General features: G+C 45.6%; 12 protein-coding genes. 5 read left to right on the top strand and 7 right to left on the bottom strand.

The window, feature by feature from the left end:
* Window positions 1-518: 518 nt before the first annotated feature.
* From R7E38_RS22165 to zntR, 4 genes are all read right to left on the bottom strand, one after another.
* Entirely contained in the window at window positions 519-2,654 is a 2,136-nt protein-coding gene (locus R7E38_RS22165) for a lysine decarboxylase CadA (protein WP_017635553.1), read from the bottom strand.
* Between the two features lie 117 nt (window positions 2,655-2,771).
* Window positions 2,772-4,115 (bottom strand): cadaverine/lysine antiporter, encoded by a 1,344-nt coding sequence (gene cadB / locus R7E38_RS22160; RefSeq protein ID WP_017635552.1) that lies wholly within the window; start codon window positions 4,113-4,115, stop codon window positions 2,772-2,774.
* A gap of 673 nt (window positions 4,116-4,788) precedes the next feature.
* The gene (cadC, locus tag R7E38_RS22155; RefSeq protein WP_085570153.1) at window positions 4,789-6,351 is read right to left on the bottom strand and encodes a lysine decarboxylation/transport transcriptional activator CadC; all 1,563 of its coding nucleotides are present in this window, start codon (window positions 6,349-6,351) and stop codon (window positions 4,789-4,791) included.
* A 163-nt stretch (window positions 6,352-6,514) separates the two neighbouring features.
* The gene (zntR, locus tag R7E38_RS22150; RefSeq protein ID WP_005382529.1) at window positions 6,515-6,913 is read right to left on the bottom strand and encodes a Zn(2+)-responsive transcriptional regulator; all 399 of its coding nucleotides are present in this window, start codon (window positions 6,911-6,913) and stop codon (window positions 6,515-6,517) included.
* A gap of 265 nt (window positions 6,914-7,178) precedes the next feature.
* Here zntR and purH point away from each other — a divergent pair, with 265 nt between their 5' ends.
* Window positions 7,179-8,771 (top strand): bifunctional phosphoribosylaminoimidazolecarboxamide formyltransferase/IMP cyclohydrolase, encoded by a 1,593-nt coding sequence (gene purH, locus R7E38_RS22145; RefSeq protein WP_064368843.1) that lies wholly within the window; start codon window positions 7,179-7,181, stop codon window positions 8,769-8,771.
* A 194-nt stretch (window positions 8,772-8,965) separates the two neighbouring features.
* Window positions 8,966-10,255: a phosphoribosylamine--glycine ligase gene (gene purD / locus R7E38_RS22140; RefSeq protein WP_170897653.1), complete on the top strand. Its 1,290-nt coding sequence runs from the start codon at window positions 8,966-8,968 to the stop codon at window positions 10,253-10,255.
* 83 nt (window positions 10,256-10,338) lie between these two features.
* On the opposite strand, the gene R7E38_RS22135 is transcribed toward purD, so the two are convergent.
* Both R7E38_RS22135 and hupA read right to left on the bottom strand, forming a co-directional pair.
* Entirely contained in the window at window positions 10,339-11,037 is a 699-nt protein-coding gene (locus R7E38_RS22135) for a DUF1481 domain-containing protein (RefSeq protein ID WP_054702609.1), read from the bottom strand.
* A 39-nt stretch (window positions 11,038-11,076) separates the two neighbouring features.
* Window positions 11,077-11,349, bottom strand: a complete 273-nt coding sequence (gene hupA, locus R7E38_RS22130; RefSeq protein WP_005382524.1) for a nucleoid-associated protein HU-alpha — start codon at window positions 11,347-11,349, stop codon at window positions 11,077-11,079.
* A 253-nt stretch (window positions 11,350-11,602) separates the two neighbouring features.
* On the opposite strand from hupA, the gene R7E38_RS22125 reads away from it, so the two are divergent.
* Window positions 11,603-12,736: a hemolysin family protein gene (locus R7E38_RS22125; protein WP_065275607.1), complete on the top strand. Its 1,134-nt coding sequence runs from the start codon at window positions 11,603-11,605 to the stop codon at window positions 12,734-12,736.
* Between the two features lie 76 nt (window positions 12,737-12,812).
* Here the strand turns inward: R7E38_RS22125 and R7E38_RS22120 are convergent, their stop codons facing one another.
* Window positions 12,813-13,400 (bottom strand): YjaG family protein, encoded by a 588-nt coding sequence (locus R7E38_RS22120; protein ID WP_005382520.1) that lies wholly within the window; start codon window positions 13,398-13,400, stop codon window positions 12,813-12,815.
* Between the two features lie 66 nt (window positions 13,401-13,466).
* On the opposite strand from R7E38_RS22120, the gene R7E38_RS22115 reads away from it, so the two are divergent.
* Both R7E38_RS22115 and R7E38_RS22110 read left to right on the top strand, forming a co-directional pair.
* A complete protein-coding gene (locus tag R7E38_RS22115; RefSeq protein WP_005384694.1) occupies window positions 13,467-14,390 on the top strand; it encodes a D-2-hydroxyacid dehydrogenase in 924 nt (307 codons plus the stop codon).
* A 2-nt stretch (window positions 14,391-14,392) separates the two neighbouring features.
* Window positions 14,393-14,965: a uracil-DNA glycosylase family protein gene (locus R7E38_RS22110; RefSeq protein ID WP_005382518.1), complete on the top strand. Its 573-nt coding sequence runs from the start codon at window positions 14,393-14,395 to the stop codon at window positions 14,963-14,965.
* Window positions 14,966-15,146: the final 181 nt, after the last annotated feature.

Below are 15,146 nucleotides of genomic sequence, written 5' to 3'. Positions count from 1 at the left end.
GTGACTTTCGTCTCACTCCGTGTCGGTGGATGCGCAGTATAGGGGGTTGAGAAATTAGTACAAGCGTTTTTTGCAAAAAAACTCTCAACCGAACAAATAACGAGCATTCTGCATAGATACTCAACGATCTTGTCTAATATTTCGGGTTGCAGAGGATCTTTTCATGATGAAACACCTGACTTCTGCATTAAAAGATCGCCGATTTCTTTGTGATTTTGATTGCTGATCTTATCTCTCTTGGTTCTTTTTTCTCTTTCTATCTATATAAAGACGAAAAAAAGAGCAGAACGATGACGAACTGCTCTTTTGGTCTTTGCTTTTTATTTGGGGTACTTCAGGTGAAGTCTTGGAAAAGTGTTTCTTCTATATATAGAAGAAAAGATCAGAGCATCCTTGCCCTTCTCTTTACGACAGATTAGTTAGGGGTATATCTAAATGTCGTTATTGTTCGATGACACATTGAGCTCGTAAGAGTGGAGCATGCTTGCATTCCCAATGGCGTCATCTTCGAGAGGAACTTAGTTCTTCAATACTTTTACGGTGTAGCTACCATCTTTTTGTTGGTATAGACCGTGGATGTCGGTTTCGAAACCTGGGTAATGCGCACCGATCTCACAAAGCATCTCTAGGAAGTCCAGCACAGGGCGAGACTCTTGAGTCACCATTTCACCAGGAAGTACTAGTGGCACACCTGGAGGGTAAGGAAGGATCATGTTCGCACTTACGCGGCCAACCATTTCTTCCAGTTTGATTTCTTCGATGTTGCCACGAAGCTCTTCTTGCCATGCTGCGTGTGGTGTTACTTTCATTTCTGGAAGTACATCGAACGCTTTGTACATTAGCTCTGGTAGGTTGTATTTCTTAGTTAGGTCATGAATTGCTTGTGCTAGTTCTTGAACGCGCATGCCTTCATAAAAGCTTGGATCTTCGTTGTATAGCGAAGGTAGGAAGCTCTTGATGGTTAGGTTCAAGTCGTAGCCACGTTTAAATTCAGTTAGACCGCGTAGCAATTGCATTGCTTTTGATTTGTCGATACCGATTGAGAATAGGAACAACAAGTTGTATGGACCTGTTTTCTCTACCACGATGCCGCGCTCGTCTAGGAATTTAGCCACCAGCGAAGCAGGAATACCTGATTCTTCTAGTTCGCCTTCTTTATTCATCCCTGGAGTCAGTAGCGTTACTTTGATTGGGTCAAGATACATGTGGTTATCATCCATGTTCTTGAAGCCGTGCCATGTGTCGCTAGGGTCTAGTTTCCAACATTCTGTGGTATCGATGTTTTCTGGTTGCCATACATCGAAGAACCAGCTGTCGCTTTCTGCTTCTAGACGTTTGATCTCTTTACGGAAGCGGATTGCGCGATCGATAGAGTCTTGCATCAACTTCTTACCAGTGTTGCCGCGCATCATTGCCGCTGCAGTTTCAGTAGAAGCAACAATGCCGTACTGAGGTGAAGTTGAAGTGTGCATCATGAATGCTTCGTTGAAAGATTCTTTATCAAAGTCACCTTTCACGTGAATCATTGAAGCTTGTGAGAACGCAGCCAACAGTTTGTGTGTTGATTGTGTTTCGTAGAACACTTTGCCTGGCATCGCTTCACCACTCATACCACATTTACCTTCGTAAATTGGGTTGAAGTTAGTGTAAGGCACCCAAGCACTGTCGAAGTGGATGTGTTTACAATCTAGCGACTCTTTGATGAATTGTGTGTTGTACAGCAAGCCATCGTAAGTTGAGTTAGTCACTACTGCGTAAGTTGGTGCTGTTGCACCTGGTGTTTTCGCCACTTTCTCTGCAATGACATCGCGGCTGAATTCGCTTTGTGGAATACCACCAAGGATGCCGTATGCGTTACGAGTTGGGCGGAAGTAGATTGGTGTCACGTCGCTCATCATCATTAGGTGAGTCAGAGATTTGTGACAGTTACGGTCAATCAGTACTGTGCTGCCAGCAGGTGCTGAGTACATACCAACGATTTTGTTCGATGTAGACGTACCGTTAGTTACGATGTACGAGCTGTCTGCATTGAATGTGCGTGCGATGTATTCTTCTGCATCTTTATGTGGACCTGAGTGGTCTAGTAGAGAACCTAGTTCAGGCATTGAGATTGATACGTCCGCTTTGAATGTGTTTGGACCGTAAAAATCGTAGAAGATGCTACCAGCAGGGCTTTTCTGGAATGCAGTACCGCCCATGTGACCTGGAGTACAGAAGGTGTATTTACCTTCTTCTACGTATTTGAATAGCGCTTTAGTGAATGGAGGCATGATGGCATCTTTGTATGCCTCAGTCGCTTGGTTGATTTTGATAGCGATGTCGTCAGCCATACCTAAAGCGTACTCGAAGAAGCTCACGTTTAGACGTAGGTCTGTTAGTGAAATGTCTAGAGTAGACTGTTCGTTAGCAAATGCGTGAACAGGCAGTTTTTCGTTGATTTGGCTGATACGTTCACATAGCTCAAGTGAGTATTTATCCCAGTCGAACAACACACCGCAAATGCGTGGGTTCATCTCAATCATTTTGATCAAGTCTTTATCATCTACTGGGTAAACCACTTCGTAGCCCGCTTTCTCAAGAGCAGCGTGAAGTTGACGAACTGGCTCTTCTTTAAAGAACACACCCATGTGGTTCAAGATAGCGAATATATTCATTTGGACATCTCCAAGGCGAATGAGGGCGCTCTTTGCCATTTACAGGCAATGAGTAAGGTGAGCGCCGCGTGAATTTGGGTTTTATGGGCTGGCACCGTAGTGCCAGCGTTTTGGGGATTAGTTGCTTGCTTGGGCAGGCATGTCTTCAGCGTGCATTTTCACGTACTGAGCAAGACCTGCTTTTTTGCTGTAGAACATCAAGATAACTAGAGACACGATGAAGGTTGCTGTTAGCGTACCGCCCTCTGCACCTGCTAGTGCGATGAAGCAGAACAGACAAGCCACACCAGAGAACAGCATTACGAAGCCGTTGCGTGTTGTCATACCTTCGAAGCGAATCAAGTTAATGCTTGAGTAGAAGTAAGGCAGCATTGTTAGTAGAACTGCGTCAGTCGTTAGCTGGTTGAACAGGTCTGATGCGTGTGCTGTTTTAGAGCTGAAGAACATCAGTACAACCATCAGTGCAGTCATCTTGATTGACGCAAGGATTAGACCTTTCTTAGGCACACCGTTTTTGTCAGTTTCGCCGTAGATTTTAGGGAAGTTGCCATCGCTTGCTGCACGTTTACCAGCCTCGCCCACCAGCATCATCCAAGAACCTAGCGAAGTGAAACATGCTAGTGCTGTGAATGCTGATACGAATGGTGCAGTCCAGCTACCGAATAGCTCAGTGGTTGCCAATGCAAATGGCGCACCTGATGCCGCAACTTCTGACGCTGGGAACATGCCGCTGATCATTTGAGTTGATAGGATGTAAATCACACCTGCGATACCAGTACCTAACATAGTTGCTAGTGGTACAGTACGTTTAGGGTTTTCTACCATACCCGTCGATACCGCTGCTGATTCCACACCTACGAATGACCATAGACAGATAAGAACCGCTGTTACTACCGCGTGGCTGTCAGTGCCTGCTGATACGTTCCAGTTTTGGCTGTAAAGCGCAGTATCGAAGTGCGTCCAACCAAATGCAGCTGTACCAACAACTGGGATAAGGATAAGAACTAAACCAAGCGTACATAGACGGCTCACCCAGCTACCACCAAGTAGGTTGACGAAAGTGAAGATCCATACCGATGCAATCGTCGCAATACCTGCTGGAATTGGGTTATTAAGCACAGGGAAGAATACTGAAAGGTAAGAAACACCTGTAATGGCAATAGCCAGGTTACCAATCCAGTTCGCGTGGTAATAAAGAACGCCCGTTTGGAAACCAAATACCGGAGACACTTCGCCAGCATAAGCGATAGGACCACCTTCTTGTGGGTTTTTGGTTGCCAGACGAGCGTAAACGAACGCCAGACTCAGTGCACCGACCAAACAGATCAGCCAACTGAAGATTGAAACAGAGCCTACAGAGGCAAGACTAGAAGGTAATAGTGCAATACCACTACCCATCATGTTACCGGCTACGACACCCGTACAGGCAATAAGGCCGATTTTTTTCGCATTCGATGACATAACATCTCCAAATCTATTCTACTCGAGTCAACATGACTCAAACTGAATGGTTATTAGCGAGATGCTATGAGGAGGAACCTTCTCGACCTCGCTAAATTTCGAAGTGAAGACTACGCCCAAAAATCGGGAAAAAAATAAACTTGGTGTTATCAATAAAATGATTAGTTCATCAACATCAAGTTGAGATAAACATGATAAACACAAAAACATAAAACTATATTATTCATACAGTTACAAGAAAAACATCAAACCTTCTACCGATAGATAAACTCTCATCAACTCGTTGGTCATCGCGATAAAAGTTATCAACCTCTATCAACTTCCCCATCCCGAAGGGTTAATTCCCTGAAGTGTTGATTCCATAAATCTCTCCCTGATCGCGCTTCTTGACCCAAGTCAATATTCATCTCGCATGCAAGAAGGCACCAAAATCATTCTCGCCACATAACTCATCCAGACACTTCATACAATCAATAGAGATAGAGATAGAGATAGAGATAGAGATAGAGATAGAGAAGCAAAGCGGGTATGTATTCCCGTTGCAAGCTTGCGTTGTTAGCTCCTTCGTAAGTCATTGCCCCACCGCCCCACCCTTTTCACTTTTCGACAGCGACAAAAAAGCCCCTCATCGAAATGAGGGGCTAGCATTAGGCTGACGTTGAGTCCGAGAGAATTAAAGCATTCGAACGACAGAAGGGTGAACGGCGCGATACATGGCGTAATCAATCGCCTTCATGTTACTTGGGAAGACCAAGTTTTCGCACAGCAGGTACGTCTCAACCGACGTATCAATATAGAAAGCTTCACTGTAAGACTCACTGGCTAAATCCAGATCACCATCCAATTCGGCGTGCTTACCGCGAATCACATAGGAAAGCACTGAATCACGTAACCTCAATGCCTGTCCGAGATGCCGCTTGGCTAACGCCATGTCACCAATGATGGTTTCGTGCAGTGCTAAAGCTTCATAAATTCGCGGTTGAATTGGCCCCACCATCATTTTCACATTAGTCTCTAGTGCTTCACTGAGCTGCTGCATTCGCCCTTTCTTCAACTCCTGTGAGAAATCAAGTGCCTTTTGTACATGGTAAGCAATCAACAACTCAGCTTGAACGTAAGCATTATCCGGCTCGATTTCTAAAATGTTTTCCATCAAGTCGATACCTTGGCGGAATTGTTTAGTATCAGAGACATTAAGGTAATGGTTAGCCTGAACAAACAACTCCAACGCGTCGGGATTCATTGGCATTCCCGCCACCAGCATCGTAGATTTCAATTTGGCATCCGACACTTTCAGCACTTGCATCAAATCCAACGACGCTTGTTGAAGCACTGTCTTTAAATGACTACTGGTTAACGCGTATTGACGACTAAACAACACTTTCTCAGATGAGTTATTGCGATATTCCACCTCTAAAAAGCTGCCACCGTCATTCTCACGAACTCTCACCACAACCGATTTACCAGGCACAATGCCAGAATTAAACGACGCCTTCTTTAGCATGACTCGGTAATCACTGACTTGAGCAATGTCGGACATCAACTTTTGGGCGAATCCGTCTGCCAAATCGTAGCTTAATCCTTCATTCGTAAAATTATCTTGAAACTTGAACTCAATCAGATGGGTATCGATGGCTTGGGTAATACGCACTTCCGATTGCTTGTAGGTAAACACGCCCATCACTACGACCAACATACTGATCCAGATGAAGTTCATAATTCCCAATCGCCAAGGACTGATTTTGTTTTTGCTCTGAGGTGCTTTTTTCTCTTTTGACATCTCGCAGACCGCGCGAGTTAGAGGACCGGCAGGAAAGGTAACGGCTGGTGCTATAGGTAGACAATCCTCTTCCGATTCTTCAACCGAAGGTGGGATCTCTTCATTTTGCCGACTTGTGACAAACTCTTCATGCGTCATAGTAACCACGTTCGCTACCAGCTTATAGCCACGCTTGGGCACCGTGATAACGTAGTTGGTATTTTCCTCTCGACCGTCACGTAGTAGCTTACGCAACTCAAAGATGGATTGAGTCACCACTTGATCGGTCACAATCGCTCCAGCCCAAACGTACTGAATCAATTCCTCGCGGTTGAACACCTCATTCGCATGCTCCGCTAAGAAGTGCAAAAGATTAATTAAGCGTGGCTCAACAGTAACTTCCCTATCTTGTCGATACAGCTTATTTTCATCAACGCTCAAAACCCAGTCATTGATTTGAAAATAGACTCCAACCATGTATGAAAACTCTCGTATCTACAGACAGCGTTACGCTAGGAATTAGACAATGGTCGATTCCTACAAGTAACTAAAGGCAAGATTATAGGTGGGAAAGCAGCGTGTACCTAGAAAAGCAAGTCGCCAAAAATGCAAACTTAAGTTAAGTGATGCAAGAATGAGACTACTCAAGTGCTGCGAGGATAGAGCAATGTGTGGCGTCATCGTCTGTATGACCACAACAAGCATCATTAATCTTCTTCAAAGCTCGGCGAATTTTCGTCAGCTCGTTAATTTTCCCATCAATCAGCTCTAACTTAGCAGAAGTAATGGCTTTTACCTCTGCACAGCTGTGTTCTGTCGCTTCTAACTTAATTTCTAACAGGTCTTTAATTTCATCCAGACTCAAGCCAAGATCTTTACCTTTGAGGATAAAGTGCACCTGCTTTTGATTCTCTTCATCATACAAGCGGTAGCCTGATTCGCTTCGCCCTGCGGGTTTTATTAGCGCGTTTTTCTCGTAGAAACGCAATGTATCGGCAGTCACACCACAACGTTTTGCCAGTTCACCTATCTGAAACATAACTTTCCCTATTAACTATCTCGTTACTTTTAAAGCTAAAGAACGACTTTTTTGCAATTATTTTTGAGATGCCAAACGATTGCGCGAGCTTTTTTGTAATAAATTGGTTAGAATACGCGCCATCAAATGTGGAGACTGTTTTCTAACCAGAAAACACCCTGCAAAGGTCTTTACCAAAACTGGCCAATATTTTACCCCAAGAGGTAAAAACAAGTTCATTTTTGGCAAACATCTTTAACTCCGTGAATTTGAGGAAAATGGAAGCATGAATAACGCTCGTCCTATTCGCCGTGCGCTTATCAGCGTATCAGACAAAACAGGTATTGTTGAGTTTGCGCAAGCTCTTGCTGAGCGCGGTGTCGATATCCTATCTACTGGTGGTACAGCTCGCCTACTTGCCGAACAAGGCATCGCCGTAACTGAAGTCTCTGACTACACTGGTTTCCCAGAAATGATGGACGGCCGCGTTAAAACGCTTCACCCAAAAGTTCACGGTGGTGTGCTTGGTCGTCGTGGCCAAGATGATGACGTGATGGAAAAGCACGGCATCAACCCTATCGATATGGTTGTCGTAAACCTATACCCATTCGCAGAAACCGTTGCCAAAGAAGGCTGTACACTAGCCGACGCTGTTGAAAACATCGATATCGGCGGCCCAACCATGGTTCGTTCTGCAGCGAAAAACCACAAAGACGTGACTATCGTTGTTAACGCAGGTGATTACGGCCGCGTAATTGCAGAGATGGACGCAAACGACAAATCTCTCACTCTCGAAACTCGTTTCGACCTAGCTATCGCAGCATTCGAGCACACAGCATCTTACGACGGCATGATCGCAAACTACTTCGGCACTATGGTTCCATCTTACGGTGAGAACAAAGACGGTGATGAAGAGAGCAAATTCCCTCGTACGTTCAACCAACAGTTCGAGAAGAAGCAAGACATGCGCTACGGTGAGAACAGCCACCAAGCAGCCGCATTCTACGTTGAAGCAAACCCACAAGAAGCATCCGTTTCTACTGCTCGCCAAATCCAAGGTAAAGCCCTTTCTTACAACAACATCGCAGACACGGACGCAGCGCTTGAATGTGTGAAAGAGTTCAACGAGCCAGCATGTGTAATCGTAAAACACGCAAACCCATGCGGTGTTGCTCTAGGTAAAGACATCCTAGAAGCGTACAACCGTGCTTACCAAACTGACCCAACATCTGCATTCGGCGGCATCATTGCATTCAACCAAGAACTGGATGCTGAAACAGCAACCGCTATTGTTGAGCGTCAATTCGTTGAAGTGATCATCGCACCTTCTGTTTCTGCTGAAGCGATTGAAGTGGTTGCCGCGAAGAAGAACGTACGTCTACTTGAGTGTGGCGAATGGACAACGAAGACAACTGGCTTTGACGTGAAACGCGTGAATGGCGGTCTACTGGTTCAAGACCGCGACCAAGGCATGGTAAGCCTAGACGACCTAAAAGTGGTTTCTAAGCGCCAGCCAACAGAAGAAGAGCTAAAAGATGCACTGTTCTGCTGGAAAGTAGCGAAATACGTGAAATCTAACGCGATCGTTTACTCGAAAAGCGACATGACTATCGGTGTAGGTGCTGGCCAAATGAGCCGCGTTTACTCTGCGAAAATCGCAGGCATCAAAGCTGCAGACGAAGGTCTACAGGTTGAAGGTTGTGTAATGGCATCAGATGCATTCTTCCCATTCCGTGACGGCATCGACGCGGCTGCAGAAGCGGGCATCAAGTGCGTTATCCAACCAGGTGGCTCTATGCGTGATGACGAAGTTATCGCAGCGGCAGACGAACACGGCATGGCGATGATCTTTACCGGTATGCGTCACTTCCGCCACTAATCCTCTCGTCTTCACTGGGACGATAACTGCGTTGACGGCGTTCACTTATCCTAATCACATAGCATACTATGCTCATAGGAATAAGTTCACTTGTCGCCTTGTCCTCGTCCCATTGAATTAGAGAGGCCATACTCAGGTCTTTGCGAAATATCTGAGTTTGAGCAAACGGTATTTATAAGATTAAGGATTTTCATATGCGAGTTTTAATCATTGGTTCAGGCGGTCGTGAACATGCGCTAGGTTGGAAAGCGGCACAAAACCCAAATGTTGAGACTATCTTCGTTGCTCCAGGCAACGCAGGTACAGCACTAGAGCCAAAACTAGAGAACGTAAACATCGATGTAGAAGACATCGCTGGCCTTGTTGCTTTCGCCAAAGAGAAGGCGATTGAACTGACTATCGTTGGCCCAGAAGCACCGCTGGTTATTGGTGTGGTGGATGCGTTCCGCGAAGCGGGCTTACCAATCTTTGGTCCTACCCAAGCCGCAGCGCAGCTTGAAGGCTCTAAAGCGTTTACTAAAGACTTCCTTGCTCGTCACCAAATCCCAACGGGTGCCTACGCGAATTTCACTGAAATCGAGCCAGCTCTTGCTTACGTGCGTGAGCAAGGTGCACCGATCGTGGTGAAAGCCGACGGCCTTGCTGCTGGTAAAGGCGTGATTGTGGCAATGACGCTAGAAGAAGCGGAAGACGCAATCAAAGACATGCTAGCAGGCAACGCATTTGGTGATGCTGGTAGTCGTGTCGTTATCGAAGAGTTCCTAGATGGTGAAGAAGCAAGCTTCATCGTGATGGTGGATGGTGAGAACGTTCTGCCAATGGCCACCAGCCAAGACCACAAACGCGTAGGCGACAAAGATACTGGTCCTAACACCGGTGGCATGGGTGCATATTCTCCTGCTCCAGTGGTGACACAAGAAATCCACAACCGCATCATGGAAGAAGTGATTTACCCAACGGTACGCGGCATGGCTGCTGAAGGTAACCCTTACACTGGTTTCCTATACGCGGGTCTGATGATCGACAAAGACGGCACTCCGAAAGTGATCGAGTACAACTGCCGCTTCGGTGATCCTGAGACACAACCTATCATGATGCGCATGGAATCGGATCTTGTTGATCTGTGCCTAGCGGCAATCGACGAGAAACTGGATCAAGCGGAATCGAAGTGGGATCCACGAGCATCGATTGGTATCGTGTTAGCAGCCGGTGGTTACCCAGCTGCATACAACAAAGGCGACGTAATTTCGGGTCTGCCACAAGTTGAAATTGAAGGCGAAAAAGTCTTCCATGCAGGTACAGATAACAAAGATGGCGACATCGTGACAAACGGTGGTCGTGTTCTTTGTGCAACCGCACTTGGCAACAGCGTATCAGAAGCGCAGCAGCGTGCTTACGAGCTTGCAAAACAGATCAGTTGGGATGGCATGTTCCATCGCAACGATATCGGCTACCGTGCAATTGCACGTGAGCAAGACAAATAAAAACAACATAAGTTGGCTAAAAAACAAAAGGCGCACTCAGCGCCTTTTTTATTGTTCTTGTTCGACAGAATTCGAAGCAATGTTTATTCAGAGATCAACTTTGGCCGAGAAACACAATCAAAGTCATCGTCATTGAGCATCAACAGTTCATCGACCATTGCTTTGTTTCGTGACTGCTTGCCGACAAAAACCACATAACTGTCTACCGATGAGAGACGCTCGATAATAAATTTTGGCAGCGTCTGATTAAACTCGAGTGTCGAGAACACCTTACCTTTGCAGGTTTCAAACGATTGACCATCCCAATAACCTTGAATAAGGCTCTGATTGTTACGAGACTGCGCCTTAACCGATGCCACTACGTCATTCGCTTCTGCTTTGTAGCGCTCTAATTGGTCATGCTGGAGTGGTAAGACTTTACGGTTAACACGATATTGTTGGTAAACCGCTTCGCCATCTTTATTGAAACGGATGTGGATTTGAAAAGGCACCAACTCTTGTTTGGTATCAACTTGCTCGCCTTTTCGAATCAACTCTCGCAACTCACCTTCATCCCAGCGATAATCACTCTTGAACCAACCATTGTCCCCCATAGTCACATAATCAGCCGCCGTACTCACACGAGTGAGTTTCTCTGTCATCCAGTACAAGCTGCTAGCATCTCCCGCAACTTTACCACCAGAAAAATGCGTGAATTGTTCTAAATTAGGAGTTTCAACCGATGAACAGCCAAAAAGGGTAAGGCTAGATAGGAGAAGTGAAGTGAGTAGATGTTTTTTCATGAAATTGCACCGAGGCAGGATACCTCGGTGCATTCTAACTTAGTTTACTGATTCTTTCAGCGCTTTACCTGCTACGAATGCTGGTACGTTAGCTGCTGCGATTTGAATCTCGTCACCAGTCTTAGGGTTACGACCAGTACGTGCAGCGCGGTGGTTTACTTTGAATGTACCAAAACCAATTAGTTGAACTTGGTCACCCTCTTTAAGTGCGCCAGTTACACCATCAAGAGTCGCTTCAAGAGCAGCTTTTGCTTGTGCTTTTGATAGGTCTGCTTTCTCTGCGATAAAGTCGATTAATTGGGTCTTGTTCATTAGGTTTCCCTTCTCATAGGTTATCGAATTCGTCTCACTCTAAAACATAAATGCCCCATCTGGCAAAGGTTTGTAAGCGATCTTTCGATTTTCTGACGTACTTTTAGCCATAATATGAGTAATAACTCACAATTTGTTACCACATACCCCCTGAAAACCCTTGCTTTCCAAGGTATTTGGACCAATTTATAAGTCACTTTTGCGGTTATAATAGCTGCAAATAACCACTATCAAACTACATTCAAGGGCAACTATGCTGCTGTTATCCATTTATATCTCTATTGCAATCGGCATTTCGTTTATCTGTTCGGTGCTGGAGGCGGTACTGCTGAGTATCAGTCCGAGCTACATTGCGCAGCTCAATCAACAGGGGCATCCCGCAGCTGGGCAATTGGCTAAGCTGAAATCAGATATCGACCGACCACTGGCATCTATTCTGACTTTAAACACCATCGCTCACACTATCGGCGCTGCCACTGCTGGTGCACAAGCTGCGGTTGTATTTGGTAGCGAAGCATTAGGTATCTTTTCGGCAGTGCTGACATTGGCGATCTTAGTGCTTTCAGAAATCGTACCGAAGACGATTGGCGCGACCTACTGGCGCCAGTTGGCACCCACTGCCGCGGTCGCATTGCGTTGGATGGTATGGGCGCTTACACCCTTTGTTTGGTTCTCAGAGCAAATCACCAAGCGTCTTGCTCGTAACCACGAAGCTCCAAAGATGCGTGATGAGCTGTCTGCAATGGCGATTCTGGCACGTGAAAGCGGTGAATTTGCCGAGGGTGAATCAAAAATCTTAAGCAACTTGCTTGGCATCCAAGATGTACCCGTAACGCAGGTTATGACGCCACGACCAGTAGTATTCCGTGTCGATGCCACAATGACCATCAATGAGTTCCTAGAAAAACACAAAGATACGCCTTTCTCACGCCCATTGGTTTACAGCGAACAGAAAGATAACATCATTGGTTTTGTGCATCGCCTTGAGTTGTTCAAACTACAACAATCAGGTTGTGGACAGAAACAGTTGGGAGCAATCATGCGCCCAATTCAAGTGGTGCTAAACAATACCACTTTACCTAAAGTATTCGACCAGATGATGACTCATCGCTTACAGCTGGCACTTGTTGTTGATGAATACGGTACCGTGCTAGGTTTGGTAACGTTGGAAGATATTTTTGAACACCTCGTAGGCGAGGAGATCATCGACGAAGCAGATAAAAGCACTGACATGCAGGAGCTGGCTTACCAACGCTGGGAAAGCTGGAAAGAAATGCACGGCGTAATCGAAAGCCGCGATGACGATGAAGAAGATAACGAGCTGGAGAAGCAGGATAAAGAGCCAGAAGCTCAAGAGCCACCGAAACCTGACTCGAAAGAATCGTAATCAGCTCTAGGTATAACAGCTTAAACGCACAAAAAAAGGCATCCAGTTAGGATGCCTTTTTCTATTTATTCAACGATTAAAGTGCAATACCGATGTTGCTCACACCTTCCTCACGTAGCTCTTCGCGCAAATCTTTAATCAAGCTGATGTCACGTTCTACCGCTTCACGCAGCGGACGGAAGATAGCCCACTGGACGTCCCACTCTTCACATACGGCTTCGTTTTCTTTCTGGTTGTCGTTGGTGATTGGCTCTGCACCTTGCGCTTGCTCTAGGTCAGCAACGGTTTGTACCGACTGTTGGCTCACTTTAAGCATTGAATCGAAAAGGTAGTCGCGATCCAATAGACCATGCAGTAACGTAGACAAACCCTGACACGCGTCCATCGCTGGGTAAACGCCGTAAAAATCGAACTCATCCGCACTTGGGAACAATTCTTCTAACTTCTCTAATTGGCGTTCGAAGTTAATTTTCGCGTTCTTAACTGTCAAAATTTCCCATACACTATCAAGAATCGCTCGGTAAGCACGCGGGTCAGCAAATTCTGTATTCTCACAAAACATCGCATAGTTTGGATACATGCGTTCACACAGACACGCCATAAAGGTAATTTGTTGCCAAGGTTCTAGTTTTTCTAAACGAACCTGAAGAGGATTCTTAAGCATAGTCACTCAATCATTGAAGAAAAAAACAGCGAAAGTGTACTTGATTCATCACAGGGAAAAAAGTTAATGCCGCATTCAAATCAGATTTTCCTGCTCTCAGAGCATCGCGACACCTACAAAACGTTACTGGCAGAGAAAAATCTGCCCGATCTTTGCCTCACCGACCAACCAGAAGCCGCTCAGATCGTACTAGCGGATCCACCCTTACTATCACAAAGCTTAGACGAGTTTTCACAGCTTGAATGGGTACAATCCACGTTTGCTGGTGTCAACGCCTTAACATCCCCTAGCCTTCGTCAGGACTATACTCTAACTAACGTTCGAGGCATCTTTGGTCCACTGATTGCTGAATATGTTTTGGGTTACAGTATTGCCCATTACCGCCACTTTGCCCGATACCACCAGCAGCAACAAAACAAACAATGGCAGCCTCACCTGTACACGTCATTAAAAAGTAAAACCATGGTAATTCTTGGTACCGGTAGCATTGGGGGCTATCTGGGCAACGCCGCTAAAGCAATGGGGATAAAAACTATCGGTATTAACCGCACAGGTATCCCTACTCCAGGCGGCGAGTTTCATCAGACCTTTCATATCAATGAACTAAGTAAGGCATTTGAGCAAGCCGACATCGTTGTGAATACTCTACCAAGTACACCTGAGACGCGACAGTTACTTAATCGTCAAACGCTCAGCCAACTAAATCAGGCGTTATTGTTTAACGTAGGTCGTGGCGACGTACTGGATGAGGCAGGGTTGCTCTTCGCTCTGAAAAACCGTTGGGTAGAACACGCCTTCTTAGATGTGTTTGATCAAGAACCGTTGTCGGTAGAGCATCCATTTTGGAAACTACCGCAAGTCACCATCACTCCACACATTGCTGCGCTGAGTTTTCCCGAGCAAGTCATCGAGATTTTTGCTGACAACTATCTACGCTGGCGCGATGGGTTTTCATTAAATTATCAAGTGGATTTCGAAAAGGGTTACTAAGAATGTCGTTAGACGAGCTATTGCAGCAAGTGAGGGCCTGCCAGATCTGCGCGGATAACTTACCTTTGGGTGCAAACCCTGTCGTGCAAGCAGCAAAAGGGGCACGCATCCTAATCATCGGTCAGGCCCCTGGCACACGTGTACACAAAACCTCGATACCTTGGAATGACCCAAGTGGTGATCGATTACGCCAATGGCTCGATATCGACAAAGACGTTTTCTACGACCCAAATAAAATTGCCATTGTCCCAATGGGATTCTGTTATCCAGGCAAAGGGAACTCTGGTGATTTACCGCCTCGTAAAGAATGTGCGCCCACTTGGCATAAAAAGATTCTTGAGCAGCTGCCCAATATAGAGCTCACTCTACTAATTGGTCAGTACTCGCAGCAGTACTATCTCACCAACAAACCAAAGACGCTCACGCAAACCGTTCAGCAATGGCAAGATTGGGAACCGGACTTTATCCCGCTCCCTCACCCATCTCCACGCAATACATTGTGGTTAAAGAAGAATCCTTGGTTTGAATCTGACGTCGTACCATACCTTAAAAAACGCGTTCACTCGATGCTTTAGGTTACCCATGATCTAATTGCTTGTTTATCTGTACAAGAAAATTAGAACATAAAACCAGAAATTATAAGTATTTGTTTATATTAAATTTTAATGTCTAATGTACAGCTAGAGTAGTAATTAGATCATGGTAGGCCAAATACTACTAGAGCTGTACAGCCTTGAGTCTCAGATAGAAAAAATG

The organism is Vibrio sp. Vb2131 (assembly GCF_033338535.1).
GTDB lineage: Bacteria > Pseudomonadota > Gammaproteobacteria > Enterobacterales > Vibrionaceae > Vibrio > Vibrio alginolyticus.
Note: the sequence above shows the minus strand (reverse complement) of the source record. Positions and strands in the feature narration are given on the sequence as shown.

What these genes read in the sequence shown, in the direction of transcription:
- R7E38_RS22165 (WP_017635553.1), bottom strand. Translation starts at nt 2,654, where the DNA reads ATGAATATATTCGCTATCTTGAACCACATGGGTGTGTTCTTTAAAGAA.
- cadB (WP_017635552.1), bottom strand. Translation starts at nt 4,115, where the DNA reads ATGTCATCGAATGCGAAAAAAATCGGCCTTATTGCCTGTACGGGTGTC.
- cadC (WP_085570153.1), bottom strand. Translation starts at nt 6,351, where the DNA reads ATGGTTGGAGTCTATTTTCAAATCAATGACTGGGTTTTGAGCGTTGAT.
- zntR (WP_005382529.1), bottom strand. Translation starts at nt 6,913, where the DNA reads ATGTTTCAGATAGGTGAACTGGCAAAACGTTGTGGTGTGACTGCCGAT.
- purH (WP_064368843.1), top strand. Translation starts at nt 7,179, where the DNA reads ATGAATAACGCTCGTCCTATTCGCCGTGCGCTTATCAGCGTATCAGAC.
- purD (WP_170897653.1), top strand. Translation starts at nt 8,966, where the DNA reads ATGCGAGTTTTAATCATTGGTTCAGGCGGTCGTGAACATGCGCTAGGT.
- R7E38_RS22135 (WP_054702609.1), bottom strand. Translation starts at nt 11,037, where the DNA reads ATGAAAAAACATCTACTCACTTCACTTCTCCTATCTAGCCTTACCCTT.
- hupA (WP_005382524.1), bottom strand. Translation starts at nt 11,349, where the DNA reads ATGAACAAGACCCAATTAATCGACTTTATCGCAGAGAAAGCAGACCTA.
- R7E38_RS22125 (WP_065275607.1), top strand. Translation starts at nt 11,603, where the DNA reads ATGCTGCTGTTATCCATTTATATCTCTATTGCAATCGGCATTTCGTTT.
- R7E38_RS22120 (WP_005382520.1), bottom strand. Translation starts at nt 13,400, where the DNA reads ATGCTTAAGAATCCTCTTCAGGTTCGTTTAGAAAAACTAGAACCTTGG.
- R7E38_RS22115 (WP_005384694.1), top strand. Translation starts at nt 13,467, where the DNA reads ATGCCGCATTCAAATCAGATTTTCCTGCTCTCAGAGCATCGCGACACC.
- R7E38_RS22110 (WP_005382518.1), top strand. Translation starts at nt 14,393, where the DNA reads ATGTCGTTAGACGAGCTATTGCAGCAAGTGAGGGCCTGCCAGATCTGC.